Origin of the sequence: Candidatus Palauibacter scopulicola (assembly GCF_947581915.1) — a bacterium.
Lineage (GTDB): Bacteria > Gemmatimonadota > Gemmatimonadetes > Palauibacterales > Palauibacteraceae > Palauibacter > Palauibacter scopulicola.
This window is the reverse complement of the sequence record NZ_CANPWG010000067.1, coordinates 134,942-156,656: the sequence shown is the minus strand read 5'-3', so window position 1 is coordinate 156,656 and position 21,715 is coordinate 134,942. Positions and strand designations below refer to the sequence as shown.

Here is a 21,715-nt window from a genome sequence, read left to right as displayed (position 1 = left end):
ACTGGTGAAAACACGCCGGTAAAGCTCTGCCATGAAGCGATTTACGGACGAGAACTAGCTGGGACGGTATGGAAGTGGAGGTCAAGTACGAGGATGGAACCTCCTTGATCCACTCGGGGAAACTGGTGATCGATCCTGAGGCAGGCCTCGGGTACGTGGAGGAAGACGGAACCTTCCAGGCGCTTGACCTCGACCCGGAAGCCCAGGCGCGCATCCGCAGGACGGTGGAGCGCCTCGAGCAGGCCAAGCGGGAGATCGAAGTCGTGGGCGGGAGGCTCGATGGGCTCCTGCAATCGGGCGACATCACAAGGAAGGAGGTCCCCCGGGATCTCCGGCTGAGCCTTGAAGGCGTGATGGAGCGCATCGGGGAGTTGACTCCCGGGCTGGAGGAGTTCTCCACCCAGTTGGCCATGGAGTTCCGCCGACTCCACGCGGCCGTCGAGGCAGGCGAGATCACGCACGACGAGGCCGAGCAAATGCTACGGACGCACATGGAAGCCCGTGGCGTCCATATGCGCTTGCCCGAAAAGCAGCGCTGATCTGCGATCCCGGGCCCCGAGACCGTTGCGGCCCGGCGTCCCCGACGGCACCGTAACTCTGCTCGGTCGCGCCTCCGAGCCCTGACCCGCGGGTCGGGCCCGGAGGTGCTCGTCGCGGGACACTCCGACCCGGGGAAACACATGACTCCGTCGCGCCGCCTCGCGGTTTCGTCCGCCGCCGTCCTGACCTTGACTGCCTTCGCCCCCGCGCCCGCGGTCGACCTCGTCCCCGCCCTCACGTGCGACGAACTGACTGCCACGTCATGGAGCGGCTTCGTCCTCGAGGAGGTGACGGAGGTCGAGGCCGGCGCGAGCGACCCGGCGCACTGCCGCGTGCGCGGGACGATCGACGAGGAGATCCACTTCGAGCTTCTCCTCCCGCTGGCCGAGGACTGGAACGGCCGCTTCCTCATGGGCGGCGGCGGCGGGTTCGTGGGGAGCGTCCAGAACCAGGCGCTCCAGTTCGCGGGGCCGGTCTCGGTCCTGAGCCGCGGGTTCGCCACGGTGGGGACGGACACGGGACACCAGGGCCCGGGCATCGACGCGAGCTGGGCGCTGAACCGGCCCGACCGGGAGGTGAACTTCGGCCACCGGGCGGTGCACGTGACGGCGGAGACGGCGAAGACGATCGTCCGCCTCTTCTACGGCCGCGACATCGAGTACTCGTATTTCATCGGCTGCTCGCGCGGCGGGGGCCAGGCGATGATGTCGTCGCAGCGCTATCCGGACGACTTCGACGGCATCGTGTCCGGGGCGCCGGCCTACGACTGGCCCGGCCTCGGCGCCTTCTTCCTCCAGACCCAGCAGGCGCTGTATCCCGACCCGAACGACCTCGCGACCCCGGTCATCACGGACGAGGCCGCGGCCATCCTCGAAGCTGCGATCCTCGAGGCGTGCGACGGGAACGACGGTGTGGAGGACGGGTTCATGACGAACCCCATGGCGTGCGAGATCGACATCGCCTCGATCGAGGGACTGACGGCCGAACAGCGGGCCGCCGCGGAGGTGATCTACGGCGGTGCCCGCGCGGGGGACCGGCACGTCTACCCCGGCTTGCCCTTCGGGGGCGAGACCGACCAGGGCGGGTGGAGAATGTGGGTCACGGGGCGTGAGATGCAGCTCGGGCCGGCCGGACCCAACCTCCACTACGCCTTCGGCACGCAGATGTACAAGTACATCATCTTCGACGACCCGGAGTTCGACTACTCCACGTACGACTTCAGCGACTACTTCGCGTGGGAGGAGGACACGCGCCGCGCCCGCGCGATCCTCAACGCGACGGACACGGATCTGACCGCGTTCAAGACGGCGGGCGGCAAGCTGATCCTGTGGACCGGCTGGTCGGACCCTGCGATCCCCGCCAGCGGAACCATCGCCTACTATGAGGGCGTGGCCGCGGGCGACGACGAAGCGGAGGGCTACACGCGGTTGTTCATGCTGCCCGGCGTCCTGCACTGCGCGGGCGGGCCGGGCCCGGACTTCGTCGACTGGATCGCCGCCATCCAGTCGTGGGTCGAGGAGGACGAGGCCCCCGAGCGGCTCGTCGCGACGAAGTTCGGCGAGGCCGGCGTCGAGATGCAGCGGCCCGTGTGCCCGTGGCCGGCCTACGCCGCCTACAACGGCACCGGAGACCCGAAGCAGGAGGACAGCTTCGAATGCGTCGCACCGTGATTACGCTCCGAGTGAACGGCGAGACCCACTCGCTCGACGTCGAACCCTCGACCCCGCTGCTCTACGTCCTCCGGAACGATCTCGGCCTCCGCGGGCCCCGGTTCGGTTGCGGCCTCGGCCAGTGCGGGACGTGCACCGTGCTGCTGGACGGCCGCGCGATCCGTTCCTGCATGCGCCCGGTGTCCCGCGCCGAGGGCGAGATCGTCACCCTCGACGGCCTGTCCGCCGCCGGCGAACTCGATCCCGTGCAGCAGGCGTGGATCGACGAGCAGGTGCCGCAGTGCGGGTACTGCCAGAACGGCCAGATCCTCACCGCCAAAGCGCTCCTCGACCGCAATCCGGACCCGAGCGACGACGAGATCCGGCAAGGGATGAATGGCGCCCTCTGCCGCTGCATGACGTACTACCGGATCCAGTCCGCCGTGAAACGCGCCGCGGAGGCAATGGCGAACGGGGCCGGTGGGGTCGACTCGGCGAATGGGGCCGGTGCGGCCAACGGCGCGGATGAGGCTGGCGCGAATGAGGCTGGCGGGGAGGTGGACCGGTGAGGCGCCCGGCGGAGTTGTCCGCGAAGCTCGACGACGCGCTCGGCCGATGGGAGGGCGACACGTCCCGCCGCGACTTCCTCAGGACATCGGGGCTGTTCGTCCTCGGCTTCAGCAGCGTGGGCTTCAGCGGCGCGGGCGGCATCGGTGTGGCGGGACCCGGCCGGAACGGCTCCGGCGCCCCCGGCGAGGCGAACCCGTACCCCGACCCCGATTACCTCCAGCTCGACTCGTGGCTCGTCGTGCACGAGGACGGCACGGCCACCTTCTACGTCGGCAAGACGGACGGCGGGCAGGGGACCGGGACCGCCATGCGTCAGATGATGTGCGACGAACTCGACCTCGCCTACGACCGGGCCACGCTCGTCATGGGCCGAACGGATATGACGGTCGATCAGGGCGGATCGGGCGGTTCCGATGCCATCGAGCGGGACGCGCTGCCGGCGCGTCGCGTCGCGGCTGAAGCGCGACGGGTCCTGCTGGAGCTGGCTTCGGAGCGCTTCGACGTCCCCGCCGACGAACTCACCGTCAGCGAAGGCGTCATCTCCGTGGCGACCGATCCCGAGCGCACGGCCACGTACGGCGATCTGATCGGCGGACGGCGCTTCGACGTTGCCCTCACGGGAAGGAACGTCAACGAGACGACCGGCCTCGCGTCCGTGAAGCCGGTCCAGGACCTGAAGATCGTCGGGCAGTCCCTCCCGCGATACGACATCCCTGCCAAGGTCGATGGGTCGCTCGAGTGGGCGGTCGACGTGCAGCTCCCCGGCATGGTCCACGCGCGGAACGTGCGGCCGCCCTTCGCCGGCGCGCGGCTCGTCTCCGTCGACGAGTCCTCCATCCGCGACATCCCCGGCTTCATCCGCGTCTTCCGGGAGGGGAACTACGTCGCCGTCGTCTGCGAGCGGGAGGAACAGGCGATCCAGGCGGCGGAGAGCCTCGCGCTCGAGTGGGAGAGGCCGGAGACGGCGCCCTTCCCAACGTCCGAGGACCTCTTCGACTACATGCGCGGCGCCACCCCGGTCGGCGCGGGGACCGGGACACCTTCCCGCCCCCGCGAAGAGGGGGATCCCGGCGCGGCGCTGGCGGGCGCGGTGACGGTTGTCGAAGCCGGCTACGACATCCCCTTCCAGGGACACACGGCGATCGGGCCCGCCCACGCCGTGGCCGACCCCTCGGACGGGCAGATGACGATCTACACGAACGACATGAAGCCCTACAGCCACCGCACGGGAATCGCCGAGTTCCTCGGCATGCCGCCGGAACGGGTGCGGGTGATCTGGATGGAGGGTCCGCAACTATACGGGCGCACGGCGGCGGACGACGCGGGCTTCGAGGCGGCGTACCTGGCGCGGGAACTGGGCCGCCCCGTGCGGGTGCAGTGGATGCGCCACGAGGAGACGGCGTGGGACACGAAGGGCCCCGCCTTCGCCATCGATCTTCGCGGCGGGCTGGACGACGCCGGCAACGTCGTTGCGCTCGACTATCGCGCCCGGATCGCGAACTACGCGCACGTCGGCTACAACCAGGCCGACACCGTGCTCATCGCCCAGCTCATGGGGATCCGGCCCGAGCGGCCGTCTCCCGGCGGCGGCCGGGGCCCGGACGAGATGTACCACATCCCCAACCGGCGGGAGGAGACGCGGGCCGTCCGCTTCCCGCTCGCCTTCGAGACGCCGCTCCGCACGGGCAACCTGCGCGACCCCAACGGCCCGCAGACGACCTTCGCCGGAGAATCGTTCATCGACGAGATGGCCGCGGCCGCGAACGCCGACCCGGTCGAGTTCCGTCTCCGCCTCCTGCGCGGGACGACGGAGGACGACGCGACGTTCCGCCGGGCCCGCTCGATCGCCGTCATCGAAGCGGCGGCCGAGGCGTTCGGCTGGGAGCCGAGGCCTTCGCCTAGGGAGCCGGGCGGCGGGCGCATCCTCACCGGGCGCGGGATCTCGTACGCGTACCGCATACAGACGGCCGTCGCGACGATCGCGGAGGTGGAGGTCGACCGGGAGAGTGGGCGCGTGTGGGTCAAGCGCATGATGTGCGCGCACGACTGCGGCCTCGTGATCAACCCCGACGGCCTCGAGAACACGATCCAGGGGAACCTCCTGCACGGGATCAGCCGGACCCTGTTCGAGGAGGTGCGGTTCGACGACGAGAGGGTTACCAGCGTCGACTGGCGTACGCACCCGACCATCACGCACCGGGACGCGCCCGAGCAGATCGATGTCGTGACCGTCAACGGCGACCCGAACCCGGACCGGCCGGACCTGCCGCACTACGGAGCGGGCGAGCCCTCGCACCGCACGGTCCCGGCGGCGATCGCGAACGCGATTTACGATGCGACCGGCGTGCGCATGCGCCGCATCCCGCTGCGCCCGGAGCGCGTGCTGGAAGAGCTGGCAGCGGCCGGGGTCTAGCGGCGGCCCGTCCCCGGCGCGCCTAGATCTTGATGTAGGTGCCGCGGCGGTGGAGGAGCCACATGATGCCCAGCCAGAAGGTGACCTGGGCCCATGCCATGGCCAGCGACCCGCCGTAGTCGCCCGCCCACGACCGGAACGCGTGCTCGTACAGCCACGCGCTCAGCGGCACGCCCCCGTCGCCCCCGACCCGGATCCGGGCCAGCGTCTTGGCGAACATGCCGGAGGCGACGAACACGGCGATCGAGTTCATCCCGTAGATGACGAGCGGCGTCACCCACGCCCCGCGCAGCCGCTTCACGTCGATGAGCCAGTACATGGCGCCGAACAGGAGGAGCGCAGTCCCGGCGGTGAAGAGCACGTAGGAACTCGACCACAGGTTCTTGTTGATCGGGAACACCGTGTCCCACAGGAATCCCAGCACGACGAGCCAGGCGCCGATGATCCACATTCCGCGCGAGATCTCGCCTCCAGAGCGGTCCGACCGCAGCCACTCGCCGCAGAAGATCCCCAGGAGGCACGTCCCGATGGCCGGCAGCGTCGAGAGGAGTCCTTCCGGATCCCACGTCCCCTGCCACAGCCGGTCGCCCATGAGGAACCGGTCGATCCGGGCCCCGAGGTTCCCGTCCGGCGTCAGGTCTCCCGCGACGAGGGCCCAGTACCCGAGGAGGAGCACCCCCACCGCGATCCACCGCACGCGCGCGGACCCCCACAGGTAGAGCGCGGCCGCCGCGCAGTAGACGAGGCCGATCCGCTGCAGCACGCCGTAGAGGCGCATGTCGAACAGGTCGAAGTCGGGAATCGCCCGCATCGCGAGCCCGAGCCCGATGAGGATGAGCGAGCGCCGCACCACGTGCCGGAACAGCCGGCCCCGTCCGGCTCCCTCGGCGAGGCGGCGCGAGAAGGAGAAGGGGAGGGCGACGCCGACGATGAAGAGGAAGTAGGGGAAGATGAGGTCGGTCGGGGTCCACCCGTGCCACTGCGCGTGGGCCAGCGGCGCGTAGACGTAGGCCCAACTGCCGGGGTTGTTGACGAGGATCATCGCCGCGATCGTCAATCCCCGGAACGCGTCCAGCGAGACGACGCGCCCGCCTGTCGGTCCGGTCATGACGACCCCCGCGCTATGCCCGAAGCTGCTATGCCGGAAGCTGTGTTCGGGCTACCTGCGGAAGCGGTCTCCGCCGCGGCCCCTGTCGCCCCCGCCGGCCATCGAACGGTTCCCGAGATACCAGGTGAAGTTCAGCATCACGTACTGCGTGAGCGACTCGACCCGGCGCTCCTGGATGAAGCCGGGCGAGTTCGTGTACGTGACCCCCTGATTCTGGCCCAGCAGGTCGAACGCCACCAGCCGGATCTCGGCCTGGTCGTTGAGGATGCGGCGCTGCAGCGAAGCCTCCCACAGCGCGACGTTTCGCCCCGGCCCGAACAGGTCCTGGTCGTAGAGCCGCCACTGGAACTCCGTACCCAGCGTCCACGCCCCGAGGTAGAAGTCGGCGCTCCCGTACAGCGTCGAGTTGACGTAGTCCTCGTTCAACTCCTCGTTCAGGGAATAGCTGACGTCGCTGAGCGTCAGCTTGGCGCCGCCGCGCACGTCGTAGTCCTCCTTGGCGCGGTTCTCGAGTTCGATCCCGAACGTGTGCGACAGCGACCGGCTCCGGTTCTCGAGGTCGTTGACGAATTCGTTCGAACTGAAGTAGCCCAGGTTGTAGTTCAGGTCCACCTGCCCGCCCATCCAGCGCAGCGGCCGCCCGAAACTCGCGCCGCCGTTGGCCGACCATGCGCTCCCGAGGTTCACGGGCGAGATCGTCTGCAGTCCCCGCTGCGTCACCGTGCGGGACTGGGCGATGTCGTTCGTCGTGACGCTGACGTTCGCCCACGTGAACAGGTTGACGAAGCTGAACATGTCGAAGAAACGGTACTCGGTCCGCAGGCGGTGCGTGTATTCGGGCTGCAAATCCGGGTTCCCCATCCGGATCCGCAGCGGATCGCGGTTGTCGACGAAGGGCTGGAGATCCGTCATGCGCGGTTCGCGCGTCGATGTCGAGTACCGGAACTGGAGCGTGCGCATGTCGTCGACCTGCATCCGGTACTCGGCGTTGGGCAGCACGTGCGTGTATCCGTTGGCGATCTCCTCGCTCCGGCCGAGGATCGTTCCCTCGAGGTCCGAGCCCTGCAGGCGCAGTCCGAGCACGAGCCGCCCGGCCTCGCTCGTGCGGTTGAAGCGAAAACCCCCGCGCAGGTAGCTGTACGTCCGCTCGAACCCCGAAGTGAGCAGGGCGTTCGGCGTCCGGCCATCAGGCCCGATGTCGAACACCGACTGGTTCTCGTCCTCCGCGGTCGCGCTCCGCTCCCCGTAGACCTCGAGCATGGATTCCCAGGGCATGGGCTGGGTCATCGAGAGGCGGACGGAGTGCGTCAGCGTCTGACCGACATTCGTCTGCTCCTGGAGCACGTCGCCGGCCTGCGCCCGCGGGTTCTCCACGTTGCCCTCGATCGACGAAGCGAGGTTCGTGAAACGGTCGGCATCGCTGAGGTTCACCCGGGCCTCGGCGAACAGGCTCCGCCCGCTGTCGTCGAGCCGCTTGCGCCACGTGAGCCGGGCGTCGCCGCCCACGTCATCGCTGTCCACGTCGTAGTTCGTCGCCGCGGCCGTGAGAAACTGGCCGGTACCCGAGCGCGTGTCCTGGAAGTCGACGCGGTCGAGGAGGGAGCCACGGGCGTTCAGGTTCCCGCGCAGCCGCAGTTCGTGGCCCTCGGCGAGCGTAAACTGGGAGTTCAGGTTGACGCGGTGCGAGGAGTTCTCGGTGTCCGTTTGCGTGGCGCGGTCGACGAGGGATGAGGCGCTCGTGCCGAGGAGTTGCTCCTGCCGTCGCGTCTCGTTCTGGAAGTTGTCGAGCGTGCTGATGCGGTAGCTCGTCCGGATCCAGTGGTCGTCGTTCCCGCCGAAGTCGTGGTTGACGTTGAAAGCCAGCATGCGGGTCTCGGTGAGCCCGTCGTCGCCCCCGCCGCCGCGGCCGAAATCCCGTCCGCCGAACGACATGGCGTCGCCCCACCCGAACCCGGCCTGGTTCACGTTGTTCGCGCTCCCGACGAGGGCGAGCTGCGTGGTGGGCGAAAAGCGGTTGATCGACACGGCGCCCGCGTACGGAATCCCGCCGGCCACCGTCCCGGATTCGCCGCCGGCCAGCCGCCGCGCGGCCACCGACTCGCCGAACCCGGGCGCCGCGGACGCGTTGTCGACGTCCGCCCCGAGCCCGCCGGACGTGCGGCCGAAGTAGCCCGACCGCGCCTCTTCCTTGAGCTCCAGGTTGATCGTCCGCTCTTCCTCGCCGTCGGCGATGCCCGTGAACTCGGCCATGTCCGATTCTTTGTCGTAGACCTCCACCTTCTCCACGGCCTCGGCGGGCAGGTTCTGGGTCGCCATGGTGGGGTCGCCCCCGAAGAACTCCTTCCCGTCAACGAGGACGTTCTCAACCTCTTCGCCCTGCGCCGTGATCGACCCGTCGGTCTCCACCTCGATCCCCGGAAGCTGGCGGAGCAGGTCCTCCACCGTCGCGTTGGGCCGCGTCCGGAAGGCGAGCGCGTTGTAGCCGAGGGTGTCCCGCCGGTTCAGGAAGGGGACGTGGTCGAGGGTGACGACGAGCGGGTCCACCTCGACCGCCATCACCTCGAGGTTGATGGTGCCGACGTTCACGTCCTCGCCGGCGAGGGAGAGGTCCTGCCGCACCGTGCCGTATCCGATCAGCGTGACCTGCAGGATGTACTCGCCGGGTCCGAGATCTCCGAGGGCGAAGACGCCGTCGCCGTGGGAGGTCGTGAAGCGGGTGAGGACCGAGTCGGGCTTCGCCAGCGCGACGACCATGGCGCCGTTGAGTCCCGCGCCGTCCGCGTCGGCGATCACGCCGCTCACCGTGTACTCGGCCTGCGCCTCGATGGGACGGGGCGAGAAGGCCGCGGTCGTCACCGCGATCGCCAGCAGCGCCAGGATCGGCCCGCGCCGCCTCATCGGAGCCCCCCGTCGAACGGACGGCGCCGGTTGCCGGCCCCGCGCGTGGCCCGGATTTCCTCGAGCTTCTCCGCCACGAGGGCTTCGTACTCCTCGTGCGTGACCATTTCCCCGTCCGTCGGGGGCGCGATCGCGACGTCGCCGAGGCCGTCGAGGTTCACCTCGGTCGCCGAGTAGAGGAGGTCTCCGCCGTCGACCGTGAGCACGAGGATGAGGCCGGGAAGCCCGCCGTACTGGCCGGGGCCCGCCTGCACCGGGATCTGGGGTGTGAACCAGGCTTCGATCTCCGATCCGTCATGGACCGCCGTCGCCTGCTGGACCATGTAACCGAGGAACTCGCGCTGTTCGGTCCCGAGCTTCCACGCAAACGCGGGCCGGTCTCCGGAGATCAGGAACGTGCGCCCCATGAACTCGCGGGTCTCCGTGATCGCGCCGCTCCCGAAGTCGACATAGGCCTGAACCACGTCCTCCTGGTCGCTGCGGGAGGCCGATCCCATTCTGAGCCGCATCGCCATCCCGAGGGCGCGGCGGTCCATCCGGTCCGAACCGCCGGGAGCGCCCCGGGGGGTCGCTTCCTGCTCTTCCGGATCCGGCATCATGATCGACCGGGCGCCGTCGAAGCGGAGGACCATGGAGGCCGTGTTCAGCGCCGCGAGGCGGTCGCGAAATGCCGCCATGCGCTCCGGCACCTCGAAGTCGAACTGCACCGAACGCAGGTAGTGGACGCTCCCCGCCTGTGCCGCCTGCGCGCCGAGCGCCGCCGGCGCGAAGCCCGCAGCGAAGCCCGCAAGGGCCACCGGGAGGGCCGCCCGAAGGGAGAATTGGAACCGTTGCCGCAACCGTCGTCGTGTACTCATGGAACCCGTCGCTTGTCGTCCGTCATCCATTAGATCGGACACACGCCGCCAGGGTCACGTTGCAGCGAGCGCCGCAGCGGGAGAGGAGTCGGCGGCCGGCGGCGTCAGGACCAGAGCGTCGAAATGGGCGCGGCGGCCAGGCGACGGCCGAAGGGGGTCGTCCGGTCGTGGTCGTGAAGAACCAGTCCCAGCGCGAAGCGATCGCCGCAGGCGGCCTTGAGGCGCTCAAGACCGGCAAAATCGCGACGCGAGACCGTAGCGGATGCCTTCACCTCGATCCCGACCACTCTGCCGAGCCCGTCTTCCAGGACGACATCGACCTCGTTGCCCTGCTTGTCCCGGAAGTGAGAGAACCTGTAGGGATCGTCGACCCAGCCGGTGAGCTTGAGGAGTTCTCCGAAAACGAAAGTCTCCAGCAGCGGCCCGAAACGCGTCCGGTCGCGACCGAGGAGTTCCGGCGACCGCTGGCCCCAGGACGCGAGCAGCCCCGAGTCCAGGAAGTGCAGCTTCGGGGTCTTCAGGAGCCGCTTCAGGGTGTTCGAATACCAGGGCTGCAGCGTCCGAAGGAGGAACAGGTCTTCGAGTACGCCGACGTACTTGCGGATGGTGACGTGGTTCATGCCCAATGCCGAACCGAACCCCGAGTAGTTCACGAGTTGCCCGGAATGTTCGGCGAGCACGCGCAGCAGCTTCGGCATGGCCTGCAGTTGATCGACGCGGGCGATGTCGCGGACATCCCGTTGCAGGATCGCCTCGACGTAGTTCAGGTGCCATCGGCGGCGACGACGCCAGGTCGAGCGAGTCAGCGCCTCGGGATACCCTCCGGCGAGCACGATGTCCAGGAGTTCGGCGCCCACGACGGGGTTGGTGGAGACCGGAGCGTCGCCCGCGAACGCGCGTGGCAGGAATCCGGGTCGGGTGCCTCGCAATTCCGCTTGAGCGAGAGGCAGGAGGCGGATGGTCTCCATGCGACCCGCGAGGGAATCGGCGACGCGGGGCAGCGTCATCAGGTTCGCGGATCCGGTGAGCAGGAACCGTCCCGGACGAGGATCCCTGTCTACGGCGGTCTTGATCGCGAGCAGGAGTTCCGGAACGCGCTGGATCTCGTCGATCACAGCTCGGTCCAGGCCACGCACGAAACCGGTGGGATCGGTCTCGGCGGCATTGAGAGTGACGGCGTCGTCGAGTGTGAAGAAAGGGATTTCGGTGTGCGCGATCTGCTGCGCCAGCGTGGTTTTTCCTGACTGGCGGGGACCGCAGAGCAACACGACTCGCGTATCCGCGAGTGCCTCTGCGATTCGGTCGTCAACGAAACGACGATACAGGATTTCAGTCCTCCCGCGCGAAAGCCGAAGCTCCTGACCAATTGAAAACTTATGAATGACCGATTGAAAGTTTTGCGTTGTTCAATTGAAAGTCAAGCTGCGTCCATCTGAAAAGCTAGAGTGGGTCGATGGCTACGCGGCGCACGTCGCGGCCGAGGACCCGGCGCAGGCGGGCGAAGAGGAGGACGGCCACGACGGCGAGTCCGGCGGCCAGGCCCCACCACAGGCCGCGCGGGCCCCAGTCGGCACGGAAGGCGAGGAAGTAGCTCACCGGGACGCCGAGCAGCCAGAAGCCGAGGGCGTTGACGAGGAAGGGCGTGAAGGTGTTTCCGGCGCCGCGAAAGACACCGGCCGCGACGGTCTGGAGGCCATCGGCGACCTGGAAGACGCCGGCGATCGGGATCAGCGACGCGGCGATGGCGATGACCGCGAGATCGTGCGAATAGAGGCCGGCCCAGAAGCGCGGGAAGGCGAGAAACGCGCCCGCGGTGGCGAGCATGAAGACGCCGCTGAGCTGGATCCCCGCGGCCGCGGCCCGGCGCGCACCGTCCATGTCCTCGCGTCCCACGGCGTGGCCGACACGCACGGCGGAAGCCGCCGCGATCCCGAACGGCACCATGAAGGTGAGCGCGGCGAGGTTGAGGGCGATCTGGTGCCCCGCCATCGCCTCGGTGCCCAGCCAGCCCATCATGACGCCGATCACGGCGAACGCCCCGAACTCGAGTTGCTGCTGGAAGCCGATCGGCGTGCCGAGCCGCACCATGCGCACGAGCGCGCGCCGGTCGAGCGCCTCGCGCCGGAACCGGCCCAGATAGGGACGCATGGAGGACCAGGACAGCCAGAGAAGCGCGACCGCCATGCACCAGCGCGCGAGGCTCGACCCCCACGCCGAGCCCACGGCCCCCAACTGCGGCACCCCGAGATTGCCGTAGATCAGCACCCAGTTGAGGAAGGCGTTCAGGAGGTTCGCCCCCGCGATCGTCCACACGATCGGCGCCACGCGATGCATCGCCTGCAGGCTCTGTCGGAGCACGACGAACGCGTAGAAGGGAAGCATCCCGAGGATCGATCCCAGCGCGTAGCCCCCGGCCACGGGGACGACATCCGCGGGCTGCCGCAGCAGGGCGAACACGCGCGCCGCGGGCAGGAAGAGCAGGGACGTGATCGCCGTCAGGAACAGAGTGAGGACGAACGCCCGCTGTATCCCCCGGGCGGCGGCTTCATGGTTCCCCGCCCCCACGCCCTGCGCGACGATGGGATCGAGCGACATGAGCACGCCCATGCCGAACACGGCGATCTGAAAGAAGTAGATGTTTCCCAGGCCGACGGCGGCGAGATCGGTCGCCGACAGGCGGCCGACCATGACCGTGTCTACGACGCCCATCATCATGATGCCCACCTGAACCGTCACGATCGGGAGGGCCAGTTCCAGCATGCGCGCGAGGTCCGCGCGGCGGGGAGCGAGGTTCATCGCGCCATCATCGCGGGGCGCCTCGCGGCGCGCAAATCCTGCAGATCCGCCGGAAATTCCGTTGCCGGCCCGCAGCGCCGCGGATAGACTCCGGCTCACCCGCCGGAGGACCGGAAGCGGGCAAAGCCTCACCCGCGCCAGGACCGGAAGCGGGCCGGCCGGCTGCTAGGTCGAGGGGGAGAACATCGAGATTCTGACGTTCACGGGCGGACCGTTCGTGCAGAACACGCTGCTCGTGGTCTGCGAGGACGGCCGCACCGGGCTGTTGGTCGATCCGGGAGCCGCGACGCCCGAGGCGCTGGCCGAGGCGCGCGCTCGCGACCTGGACATCGCGGCGCTCCTCGTCACGCACGCCCACCTGGATCACATCGACGGCCTCAAGGAGGCGAAGGTGGAGACGGGGGCGCCCATCTACCTCCACCCGCTCGACCGCCCGCTCTACGACAACATCGCGAACCAGGCCCTCGCCTTCGGCGTACCCTGCGTGGAGCCGCCGCCGCCCGACATCGACCTGGTCCCCGGCACGAACATCGCCTTCGGCGGCTCGGAATTCGAGGTCGTGTTCGCGCCCGGCCACGCGCCGGGGCACGTGATGTTCGTCTCCACGTCGCACCCCGTGGCGATCGTGGGGGACGTGATCTTCCGCGGGTCGATCGGACGGACGGACCTCCCGAACGGGGACTACGGCGTGCTCATGGAATCCATTCGGACGCAGGTGCTCACGCTACCGTCCGAGACCCGCCTCTACCCCGGCCACGGCCCCGAGACCACCGTGGCGCTGGAGCGTGACACCAACCCCTTCGTCCTCCAACTCCACGGCGGCCGCTGGGTCTGACCCCCGCCCGACCCGCGCGCCGGATCTGACCCCGGCGCCGTCCGGCGTCAGGGGTTCGTGGCGACGGGCTCGAACGCCTTGAGGACCTCGCGCGTCATGTCCCACCGGTCGAAGCCCTGCCGGCCGTAGTCGAGCCCGCGCCGGACGATGACGACGTCGTGTGAAGGCACGATGACGACGAACTGGCCACGGTTGCCGGCGGTGGAGTAGGCGTCCTTCGGTACGTCCGTGCGGTCGTCCGGCACAAGCCAGAACTGGCCGCCGTATTCGTTGCCGGTCTCCGACGTGGCGGGGGCCGGCGTCCGCACGAAGTCGATCCACTCCTCCGAGATCAGGCGCTCGTCTTTCCACATCCCGTTCTGCGCGTAGAGGAGCCCGAAGCGGGCGAGGTCGCGGGCCGTCGTGTACACCTGGCTGCTCATGATGAAGTCGCCGAAGCGGTCCGTGCTGAGGAGCGTGTTCCGCATGCCGATCTTGTCGAGGAGACGTTCCCGCGGGAACTCGAGGTAGGCCTGCGGGTCGCCGATCACCTGCTTCATCGCGTACACGCCGAGCAGCGTGTCGTAGTTCTCGTAGTCCCAGAACGTCCCGGGTTCCTGCATGAGCGAGCGGTTGCGGGCGCCGTGCACCGAACTCTCTCCGGCCCAGTAGGAGAAGCCCGACCCGGTCGCGTACTCCATCCCCCAACTGTCCACGGGATAGAGTCCGCTGGACATGTTGAGCACGTGACGAAGGGTGATCTCCCGCCGGGGATCGTTCTCCGGCGAGCCCGCGTTCCCGGGCAGCCAGTCGAAGGGCAGGGGCTCGTCGAGCGCCAGCTTCCCCTCGTCGACGAGCATGCCGATCAGGGTCGAAGCGATGCTCTTCGCGGTCGACCAGGTGCGGGTCTTTGTGAACATGTCGACGCCGGGCGCGTAACGCTCGTGGATGATCTCGCCGTCGTGGAGGACGATGAGGCTGAGCGTCACCTGCTCCGGGGATTCGCGGTCGAAGGTCCAGTCGGACGCGGCCTCGAGGGCCACCGGATCGACGCCGCGCGGGAGCGGGCGGCTCATGACGAGGTCGCCGTCCGGCCACGCCGCCCCCGCCGCAGCGCCCTCCGCCCGGGGCGTGGTCAGGATCGGCAGGTCATCGATGTCGTCGAAGGTCTGCTCCGGCGACAGGATCACGCACCCGATCCCCTCGCGGAACGCGGCCCTCATGGTCGGGGTCGCGCCGGATTCGCCGATGGCGACGGCCTTCCTCTCCCAGTCCACGACGTAATCGCCGCCCTCGGCCGTCCCGACCGGGTCGCGCAGGTAGGCGAGTTCCTGCTCGAAGACCTGCTCCAGCGTCCGGTCTCCCGTGAACAGGCCGTTGCACTGGAGGATGGCCTGGACGCCGCGCTGGATCATCTCCCGTTGCGGAGCGAAGTAATCGTAGGACCGCTCCTGCTGGGCAGCCGCGGCTGCCGGCGCGAGGAGGGCGAGCGCGATGGCCGCGAACGTGAGGCGCTTCATGGCTTCCCCCGGAGTCCGGACGACAGGTTTCCTGGAACCCTGCCAACATGCGGGATGCACGCGTTTCCGGCCACGGCTGAAGGTCGCGCCCATCGGCGAGCTGGAATATCGTGTCCCCGTGATCGATCAGATTCTCTACGGCTCCATCGCGCTCATCGCGCTCACGAACCCGCTCGCCGAGTTGCCCTTCTTCTTCGCGGCGACGGACGGGTCCTCGCGGGCGGAACTGCGGCGCGCGGCGGTCAAGGTCGCGGTCGGAGTGCTCATCGTGCTGACCGTCGCCACCGTTGCCGGCGCGCGCATCCTGAACCTCTTCGACGTGAGCTTCGCCGCGTTCCGGACGGCTGGCGGCCTCGTCGTCGTCCTCGCCGCGCTCGAGATGCTCCGCGGCGCCGGGTTCGGGATCACGGGCGTGCGCCGGGATCCGGGCGAGACGGAGGACCACCTGTGGGTCCCGCTCGTCATGCCGCTCATCGCGGGTCCGGCGTCGATCACCGCCGCGATCACGCTGGCGCTCGACGAGGCCGGCGCGTTGATCGGGGTTCCCGTCGCCACGCTGATCGCGGTGTTCGTCGCGTCGGCGGGCGTGCTCGCGGTGCTTCTCGCGGCCAGCTTCCTCTCGCACGCGCTGAGCCGCCGGGCGGTCCGGATCTTCGAGCGCTTCTCCGGCCTGATCCTGCTCGCCATCGGCTGCCAGATGTGCCTCAGCGGCATCCGGGAGTTCTTCGCCGGCTGACGGAGTCGGCTAACGCACGATGTCCACGGTGACGTCGTCGCCGAAGCGCCCGCCGAGGTCGCTGAGGAAGAGCGACGCCGAAGCGTGGTGGCCCATGATGTAGCGGCTCACGAAGCGGAAGATGGCGCTGTACACCTCCCCCTCCTCGGTGATCGTCACGATCGCTCCGCCCGCCGCGGGTTCGATCTCGTAGATCCAGCGTCCGCCGAAGGGCATGCCTTCCGAGAGGATCGTCGTTACGAGCCGGCTCGGGGGCTGGCTCTCCGTCAACTCCATGGGAAGCGGACCCGTGGCCTCGATCATCACCCAGGCGGGGTTGCCGTCGCGGGCCGGGAGTTCCTCGACGCGTTCGACGGAGGGACGCCACTCGGGGTAGGCCCGGTAGTCCGCGATGGTCTCGAAGATCTCCTCCGGCGAAGCCGGGAACTCGGCCCTCACCACCGCGACATGGTCCTGGGGCAGGGAACTCCCGACGCCGAAGACGACCGCGAACAGCCCCGCGATGACGACGAGCATGCCGATGATGATGCGTTTCAGGGTGCGGTTCATGGGACGGCTTTCGTTGCAGGGGGCGGAGGGTCGCGGAGGATGGGGAGCGTGAGGCACGTCGGGCCGCCCTCGCACGGGATGCAGAGCGCGTCGCCGTCGAAGCACGTGACGTCGCAGCCCGCGTCCCTCAGGAGCCGGACGGTCTCCGGAAATCCGTCGAGCGCGATGCAGCGGCGCGGGGCCGTCGCGAGGACGTTGAGACTCATCCCCCCGGAAGCCGCGAATTCCTCATCCCCCGCCTCGAGACATTGGATGCCGCGCTCGCGCATCAACTCGTAGAGCGCGACCGGGAAGAGCCGGGGATAAACCAGCGCAAGATCCCGATCCAGCGGGCTGACCAGGGAGAGGAGGTGCAGGCAGGCGGCGCTTCCGTTCCAGATGGGAAGGTCGAAGGCGCGGACTTCGATCCCGAACGGCGCCAGCATCGCCCGGAGCTGGTCGATGCCCGACTGGTTGGTACGAAAGCCGCGCCCCGCCGCGAGCGTGCGTTCATCGACCCACATCAGATCCCCGCCTTCCGCAACTCCCGGGGCCTCGATGGCGCCGATCACCGGCAGGCCGAGACGCCGGTAGAGCGCCTCGTGGCTTGCCACCTCGGGCTGTCGCAACGCCTTCCCGGGCTGCAGCAGGATCGCGCCGCCGGGCGTCATGAAGGAGGGATCGAAGGGGAACATCGCGTCGGCGAGCCCGTCATCCTCCGCACCCTCGATCCACTCGATTTCCGCCCCGGAGGCCGCGACGCACTCGGCGAACGCGTCGTACTGGCGGAGCAGCCGGCCGGGCTCGATCGGCCCCGCGTAGTGCCAGCGCGCCGGGTCCGCCTCCAGCGTCGCCCGGCCCGGCCGGCGCAGCGCCACGCGGCGCAGCGGCGCCACCATGCTGGAGACGCCGAACCTCGCTTCGGTTTGCACCCGCCCGTTCATCTGGCTGAAGCTACCGCGGGGCCGATACCTTCGCTGCCCGCGACGCGCCCGACAGCGCCGGTGCCGTGAGGCCCGCCGCCACGGCACGGACCGCAGCACGAGGGTTCCCGAACTTGGACCGAGACCGATTCCGCAGCGCCTCGACGTTCTCCGAATACCTGGAGACAGTGGAGAAGAACCGCGAACTCTGGCACGCGCTGGCCCGCCGCGCGGCGGTGGACGATGAGACCCGGCAACGTGCCCGCGCCATCCCCGGCCAATGGAACGTCATCGCGCTCACCGAGGACTGGTGCGGAGACGCGATCAACACCCTCCCCGTGTTCGACCGCCTGGCGGAGGTCGCCGGGAACATCGAACTGCGCCTGCTCCTGCGGGACGAGAATCCGGACCTGATGGACGCCCATCTGACGAACGGGACGAGCCGGTCCATTCCGGTTCTCATCGCCTACGACGAGACGTTCCGCGAGCGTGGCTGGTGGGGCCCCCGGCCGGCGCCGATCCAGGAGTGGGTGATGACGGAGGGGATGAAGCTGGACCCGGCAGACCGCTATCGCGAGGTGCGCCGCTACTACGCAAGAGACAAGGGCCGCACCGCGCTGGACGAGTTCCTCCGCATTCTCGAGCGCGCGGCCGCCGGCGCCTGAGGGAGCGTCAGCCGCGGCCCGCGGCCCGCATCGCGACAAACACGGGGACGCCCGCCACGAGGAGCAGGAAGCCCCAGAAGACGATTTCGGGACCCGCCCCCGCGATGGCCCAGAAGGAAAACCCGAAGGCGAGGACAGCCACGACCAGCCGGCCCACCGGGGCTGCCGCGCCGGAGGGCTGCGCCCCCCGCGCCCCCGTCGCGGCGAGGCGCTCGCGCACGGCGAAGAGCAGTCCGGTCGCGCTCGCGAACACGTAGGCGAGCAGCGTCGCGAGCGTGGAGAGCAGGATGAGGAAGGTGAAGGCCTGGACGAGACCGCGCGTGTAGTTCATCGCGATGAGGATCGTCGCGACGCCCGCCGCGAAGATGAGCCCGAAGGACGGTGTGCCGCGCGGGCTGAGCCGCGCGAAGGCGGCGGGAAGGAGGCCATCCTGCGCGGCCGCCCGGGGAAGCTGTCCGGAAAGCAGGATCCAGCCGTTGAGCGCGCCGAAGCAGGCGATCGTGGCGCCCGCGCCGATCACGAGCCGGCCGGCATTCCCCCAGATCGATCCGGCCGCGTCCGCGAAGGGCGCGGTGGAGACGGCGAGGTCCGCCGGCGCGATGATCCCCATCACGGCGGAGGTGCTGATGATGAAGATCGTTGCCGCGATCAGCGTGCCGAGGATCGTGGCCCGCGGGATCGTCCGCGCGGGATCCCGCACGTCGGCGGCGGGGACGGTCGCGGCCTCGAGTCCCATGAAGGCCCACAGCGTCAGCGTCACCGTTGCCGTAACCGCGGTGACGGGACTGCCGCCGGCGGGATTGAACGGCCGGAAGTGTTCGGGCTGGAAGTAGAGGAAGCCGATGGTGCCGATCGCCGCCAGCGGCAGGAGCTTGAGCGCGGTGGTGACGAGTTGCACGTGCCCCGCCGCGCGCACGCCCCAGGCGTTCACGAACGTCAGGCTCCAGAGGGCGACGAGGGATGCCACGCCTCCGGCGACCGGAGAAGCGCCCAGCGTGGGCCAGAAGACGGTGGCATAGCTCACGGTCGCCACGGCGAGGGCGGCATTGGCCGTGAGCAGCGAGATCCAGTAGGCCCAGGCGACCCAGAATCCGACGAAATCGCCGAAGCCCTCGCGCGCGAAGGCGTAGGGGCCGCCGACCTTCGGAATCAACGCGCCCAGCCGCGCCATCACGAGCGCCAGGCACATGGCCCCGCCCGCGCTCACGAGCCAGCCGAGGATGCTGATCCCCCCGTACGGAGAGAGCGAGGCGGGCAGCAGAAAGACGCCCGAGCCCACCATGCTCCCGACGACAAGGGCCGTGCACATCCACAACCCCAAGGCGGGTCTGGGCGTCATCCGCTGCTCCGAGCCGGAGTTGCTACGACGCTAGCGGTTCCCCCGATAGTTCCTCACGGGCGGGAGCCGCGCTCCGGTTCCGCCGGGCGGCTCCGTCTCGGCCACCACCTCGAGCGTCAGGGTGCCGATGCCGTCGATCGAGGCGCTGACGACCTCGCCGGGCTGCAGGAAGCGCGTCTCGCCGCGCACCGCCGTGCCCATGCCGACCCCGCCCGAGGTGCCGTTGTTGACTACGTCCCCGGGGAACAGCGTCGCGATCGAGGATCCGTACTCGATCAGCTCCCACAGGGTGTGGATCATGTCCCCCGCGGTCGCCTCCTGCATGCGCTCCTCGCCGACGTCCAGCGTCTGGCGCAGTATCTCCATCGGGTCGCCGTAGAACTCCTTCGGCACGATCCACGGACCCATGGGCGCGAACGTGTCGTGGCCCTTTCCGACGAACCAGTCCGACGTCATGGGGTTGCCGCCGGGCGGCCGCCCGCCGCGGTCGGAGACGTCGATCGTCACCGTGTATCCGAACACATGGTTCTCGGCGTCGCGGGCATCCACGTACTTGGCGCTGCGACCGATCACCGCGCCGAGCTCCACCTCCCAGTCCGTGCGGTCCCGGCCGAAGGGGATCACGATCCGGTCGTCGGCGCCGATCACCGCGCCGCGCGTCGGCTTGAGGAAGAGATAGGGCACGCCCCGGTTCTCACGCCGCTGGCGGCGGGCTTCGCGCCGCTCCTCCTCGGTGCCCGCCTCGTTGACGTGGCTGTAGAAGTTGACCGCCGCGTTCAGGATCTTCCCGGGGTACATGATGGGCGGGAGGACCCGCACGTCCTCGAGATCGTGGACGAAGTCGGCTCTGCCGCTCCCGGACAGCCCGCCCCGGGCCACGAGGTCGTTGACGATCTCGTACAGCCGGAGCCGGACCCCGTACTCATAGCGGCCGATGAGGTCGATCATGTCGGCCGGCGGCGGGACGGGCGGATAGGCCGGGTTTCGCTCGAGCTCCCGGTTCGCCTCCTCGATGTCGACGATGAGCGCGTCGCGCAGCACGAGGGCCACGCGCGGAGCGCCGCCGATCTCGAACGTCCCCACCTTGAAAGGCTCCGCGATCTCGATCTCCGGTCCTGCCTGGGCCGACAGCGGAGCGGAGACCGCCAGAGCCGCGGCCGCCAGCAGCGCCCTCATGAGCCGGGATCCCGCCGATAGGTGCTCACGGGCGGCAGCCGCACGCCCATGTCGCCGAGAGGCTCCGGCCCCTCCACCACCGGGAGTTCGATCGTGCCGATCCCGTCGATCGTCGCCGTCACGACATCGCCCGGCTGCAGGAATCGAGCCTCGCCCATGCCGACCCCGCCGGAGGTGCCGAGGTTGATCACGTCACCGGGGAACAACGTCACGATCGAGGAGGCGTATTCGATCAACTCCCACAGCGAGTGGATCATGTCGCCCGCCGTCGCCTCCTGCATGCGCTCGCCGCCCACATCCAGCGTCTGCCGCAGCATCTCCATCGGGTCGCCGTAGAACTCCTTCGGGACGATCCACGGGCCCATGGGCGCGAACGTGTCGTGCCCCTTCTCGACCAGCCAGTCGGAAGGCGTGGGGTTGCCGCCCGGGGGACGCCCGCCGCGGTCGGAGACGTCGATCGTCACCGTATACCCGAAGACGGTCGCCTGGGCATCCTCGGAGGCGACGTACTTTGCCGCCCGCCCCATGACCACGCCCAGTTCCACCTCCCAGTCGGTCTGGCTGCGGCCGTGCGGAATCACGATCCGCTCGCTGGTCCCGACCACGGCGCCGCGGGACGGCTTGAGGTAGAGGTAGGGCACGCCCCGGTTCTCACGGCGCTCGCGAACCGCCTCCTCCTGCTCGCCTTCGGGCGCGTCCGCGGCGACGCGGCTGTAGAAGTTGCTCGCCGCGTTCAGGATCTTGCCCGGATACATGATCGGCGGCAGGATCCGGACCTCGTCGACACCGTAGACGTATTCCGCGCGAGTGGGGCCGGAGAGCCGCTGATAGGCGATCGTCTCGTTGACGATCTCGTACAGGCGCCGCTGGAGGCCGTACTCGTAGCGGCCGATGAGGTCGAGCATGTCCGTGGGCGCCGGCACCCTCGGATACGCGCGATTCCGCTCGAGGACTTCGTTCGCCAGTTCGATGTCGACGATGAAGGCGTCGCGCAGCACGAGCCCGACGCGAGGCACGTCCCTGATCGCGAACGTCCCCACCTTGAACGGTTCCACGAGTACGATGCCCGCGACATCCTGCGCGGCGACGGAGGCCGCGGAGAAGAGGACCGCGATCACTCCAAGCGGAAGCGCCCGTCCGGTCGAAGTTCGTCTGCTCGGTGCGGTTCTCATGGGTCTTTCCT

Annotated in this window: 18 protein-coding genes; 7 read left to right on the top strand and 11 right to left on the bottom strand. The window is 69.2% G+C overall.

Going from position 1 to position 21,715, the window contains the following annotated elements; genetic code table 11:
• Nucleotides 1-125 precede the first annotated feature (125 nt).
• From RN743_RS14695 to RN743_RS14680, 4 genes are all read left to right on the top strand, one after another.
• Nucleotides 126-539 carry a hypothetical protein gene (locus RN743_RS14695; protein WP_310780925.1) on the top strand — a complete coding sequence of 138 codons (414 nt, stop codon included), beginning with the start codon at nt 126-128 and terminating at the stop codon, nt 537-539.
• 141 nt (nt 540-680) lie between these two features.
• Nucleotides 681-2,210 carry a tannase/feruloyl esterase family alpha/beta hydrolase gene (locus RN743_RS14690; protein WP_310780923.1) on the top strand — a complete coding sequence of 510 codons (1,530 nt, stop codon included), beginning with the start codon at nt 681-683 and terminating at the stop codon, nt 2,208-2,210.
• Nucleotides 2,195-2,758 (top strand): 2Fe-2S iron-sulfur cluster-binding protein, encoded by a 564-nt coding sequence (locus RN743_RS14685; RefSeq protein ID WP_310780922.1) that lies wholly within the window; start codon nt 2,195-2,197, stop codon nt 2,756-2,758. The genes RN743_RS14690 and RN743_RS14685 overlap by 16 nt, the downstream gene beginning before the upstream one ends.
• Nucleotides 2,755-5,172 carry a molybdopterin cofactor-binding domain-containing protein gene (locus RN743_RS14680; protein WP_310780921.1) on the top strand — a complete coding sequence of 806 codons (2,418 nt, stop codon included), beginning with the start codon at nt 2,755-2,757 and terminating at the stop codon, nt 5,170-5,172. Before RN743_RS14685 ends, RN743_RS14680 begins: the two co-directional genes overlap by 4 nt.
• A gap of 22 nt (nt 5,173-5,194) precedes the next feature.
• Here RN743_RS14680 and RN743_RS14675 read toward each other — a convergent pair whose 3' ends face one another.
• The 5 genes from RN743_RS14675 to RN743_RS14655 all read right to left on the bottom strand — a co-directional run bounded on the left by RN743_RS14675 (nt 5,195) and on the right by RN743_RS14655 (nt 12,831).
• On the bottom strand, nt 5,195-6,280 hold the full coding sequence (locus RN743_RS14675) for a heparan-alpha-glucosaminide N-acetyltransferase domain-containing protein (protein ID WP_310780920.1): 1,086 nt from the start codon (nt 6,278-6,280) through the stop codon (nt 5,195-5,197).
• 51 nt (nt 6,281-6,331) lie between these two features.
• The gene (locus RN743_RS14670; RefSeq protein WP_310780919.1) at nt 6,332-9,178 is read right to left on the bottom strand and encodes an outer membrane beta-barrel protein; all 2,847 of its coding nucleotides are present in this window, start codon (nt 9,176-9,178) and stop codon (nt 6,332-6,334) included.
• On the bottom strand, nt 9,175-10,035 hold the full coding sequence (locus tag RN743_RS14665; RefSeq protein ID WP_310780918.1) for a GLPGLI family protein: 861 nt from the start codon (nt 10,033-10,035) through the stop codon (nt 9,175-9,177). The genes RN743_RS14670 and RN743_RS14665 overlap by 4 nt, the downstream gene beginning before the upstream one ends.
• Nucleotides 10,036-10,139: 104 nt before the next feature.
• Nucleotides 10,140-11,360, bottom strand: a complete 1,221-nt coding sequence (locus RN743_RS14660; RefSeq protein WP_343219049.1) for an ATP-binding protein — start codon at nt 11,358-11,360, stop codon at nt 10,140-10,142.
• Nucleotides 11,361-11,475: 115 nt separating this feature from the next.
• Nucleotides 11,476-12,831 carry an MATE family efflux transporter gene (locus RN743_RS14655; RefSeq protein WP_310780916.1) on the bottom strand — a complete coding sequence of 452 codons (1,356 nt, stop codon included), beginning with the start codon at nt 12,829-12,831 and terminating at the stop codon, nt 11,476-11,478.
• 217 nt (nt 12,832-13,048) lie between these two features.
• Here RN743_RS14655 and RN743_RS14650 point away from each other — a divergent pair, with 217 nt between their 5' ends.
• Entirely contained in the window at nt 13,049-13,666 is a 618-nt protein-coding gene (locus RN743_RS14650; protein ID WP_310780914.1) for an MBL fold metallo-hydrolase, read from the top strand.
• Between the two features lie 47 nt (nt 13,667-13,713).
• Here the strand turns inward: RN743_RS14650 and RN743_RS14645 are convergent, their stop codons facing one another.
• Nucleotides 13,714-15,165 (bottom strand): serine hydrolase, encoded by a 1,452-nt coding sequence (locus RN743_RS14645; RefSeq protein WP_310780913.1) that lies wholly within the window; start codon nt 15,163-15,165, stop codon nt 13,714-13,716.
• 118 nt (nt 15,166-15,283) lie between these two features.
• Here RN743_RS14645 and RN743_RS14640 point away from each other — a divergent pair, with 118 nt between their 5' ends.
• Entirely contained in the window at nt 15,284-15,901 is a 618-nt protein-coding gene (locus tag RN743_RS14640) for a MarC family protein (RefSeq protein WP_310780912.1), read from the top strand.
• Nucleotides 15,902-15,910: 9 nt separating this feature from the next.
• On the opposite strand, the gene RN743_RS14635 is transcribed toward RN743_RS14640, so the two are convergent.
• Both RN743_RS14635 and RN743_RS14630 read right to left on the bottom strand, forming a co-directional pair.
• The gene (locus RN743_RS14635) at nt 15,911-16,450 is read right to left on the bottom strand and encodes an SRPBCC family protein (RefSeq protein ID WP_310780911.1); all 540 of its coding nucleotides are present in this window, start codon (nt 16,448-16,450) and stop codon (nt 15,911-15,913) included.
• Nucleotides 16,447-17,373: an arginine deiminase family protein gene (locus tag RN743_RS14630; RefSeq protein WP_310780909.1), complete on the bottom strand. Its 927-nt coding sequence runs from the start codon at nt 17,371-17,373 to the stop codon at nt 16,447-16,449. Before RN743_RS14630 ends, RN743_RS14635 begins: the two co-directional genes overlap by 4 nt.
• A 113-nt stretch (nt 17,374-17,486) precedes the next feature.
• Here RN743_RS14630 and RN743_RS14625 point away from each other — a divergent pair, with 113 nt between their 5' ends.
• Entirely contained in the window at nt 17,487-18,017 is a 531-nt protein-coding gene (locus RN743_RS14625; RefSeq protein ID WP_310780908.1) for a thioredoxin family protein, read from the top strand.
• A 7-nt stretch (nt 18,018-18,024) separates the two neighbouring features.
• On the opposite strand, the gene RN743_RS14620 is transcribed toward RN743_RS14625, so the two are convergent.
• The 3 genes from RN743_RS14620 to RN743_RS14610 are packed head-to-tail and all read right to left on the bottom strand — an operon-like array spanning nt 18,025 to nt 21,704.
• Nucleotides 18,025-19,356: an amino acid permease gene (locus RN743_RS14620; RefSeq protein ID WP_310780907.1), complete on the bottom strand. Its 1,332-nt coding sequence runs from the start codon at nt 19,354-19,356 to the stop codon at nt 18,025-18,027.
• A 30-nt stretch (nt 19,357-19,386) separates the two neighbouring features.
• Entirely contained in the window at nt 19,387-20,532 is a 1,146-nt protein-coding gene (locus RN743_RS14615) for a fumarylacetoacetate hydrolase family protein (protein WP_310780905.1), read from the bottom strand.
• Nucleotides 20,529-21,704: a fumarylacetoacetate hydrolase family protein gene (locus tag RN743_RS14610; RefSeq protein ID WP_310780903.1), complete on the bottom strand. Its 1,176-nt coding sequence runs from the start codon at nt 21,702-21,704 to the stop codon at nt 20,529-20,531. Before RN743_RS14610 ends, RN743_RS14615 begins: the two co-directional genes overlap by 4 nt.
• Between the last annotated feature and the right edge of the window lie 11 nt (nt 21,705-21,715).

Bases quoted from the DNA above. Each gene is read 5' to 3' on its own strand.
- RN743_RS14690 (WP_310780923.1), top strand. From the start codon at position 681: ATGACTCCGTCGCGCCGCCTCGCGGTTTCGTCCGCCGCCGTCCTGACC.
- RN743_RS14685 (WP_310780922.1), top strand. From the start codon at position 2,195: ATGCGTCGCACCGTGATTACGCTCCGAGTGAACGGCGAGACCCACTCG.
- RN743_RS14675 (WP_310780920.1), bottom strand. From the start codon at position 6,280: ATGACCGGACCGACAGGCGGGCGCGTCGTCTCGCTGGACGCGTTCCGG.
- RN743_RS14670 (WP_310780919.1), bottom strand. From the start codon at position 9,178: ATGAGGCGGCGCGGGCCGATCCTGGCGCTGCTGGCGATCGCGGTGACG.
- RN743_RS14665 (WP_310780918.1), bottom strand. From the start codon at position 10,035: ATGAGTACACGACGACGGTTGCGGCAACGGTTCCAATTCTCCCTTCGG.
- RN743_RS14655 (WP_310780916.1), bottom strand. From the start codon at position 12,831: ATGAACCTCGCTCCCCGCCGCGCGGACCTCGCGCGCATGCTGGAACTG.
- RN743_RS14645 (WP_310780913.1), bottom strand. From the start codon at position 15,165: ATGAAGCGCCTCACGTTCGCGGCCATCGCGCTCGCCCTCCTCGCGCCG.
- RN743_RS14635 (WP_310780911.1), bottom strand. From the start codon at position 16,450: ATGAACCGCACCCTGAAACGCATCATCATCGGCATGCTCGTCGTCATC.
- RN743_RS14630 (WP_310780909.1), bottom strand. From the start codon at position 17,373: ATGAACGGGCGGGTGCAAACCGAAGCGAGGTTCGGCGTCTCCAGCATG.
- RN743_RS14620 (WP_310780907.1), bottom strand. From the start codon at position 19,356: ATGACGCCCAGACCCGCCTTGGGGTTGTGGATGTGCACGGCCCTTGTC.
- RN743_RS14615 (WP_310780905.1), bottom strand. From the start codon at position 20,532: ATGAGGGCGCTGCTGGCGGCCGCGGCTCTGGCGGTCTCCGCTCCGCTG.
- RN743_RS14610 (WP_310780903.1), bottom strand. From the start codon at position 21,704: ATGAGAACCGCACCGAGCAGACGAACTTCGACCGGACGGGCGCTTCCG.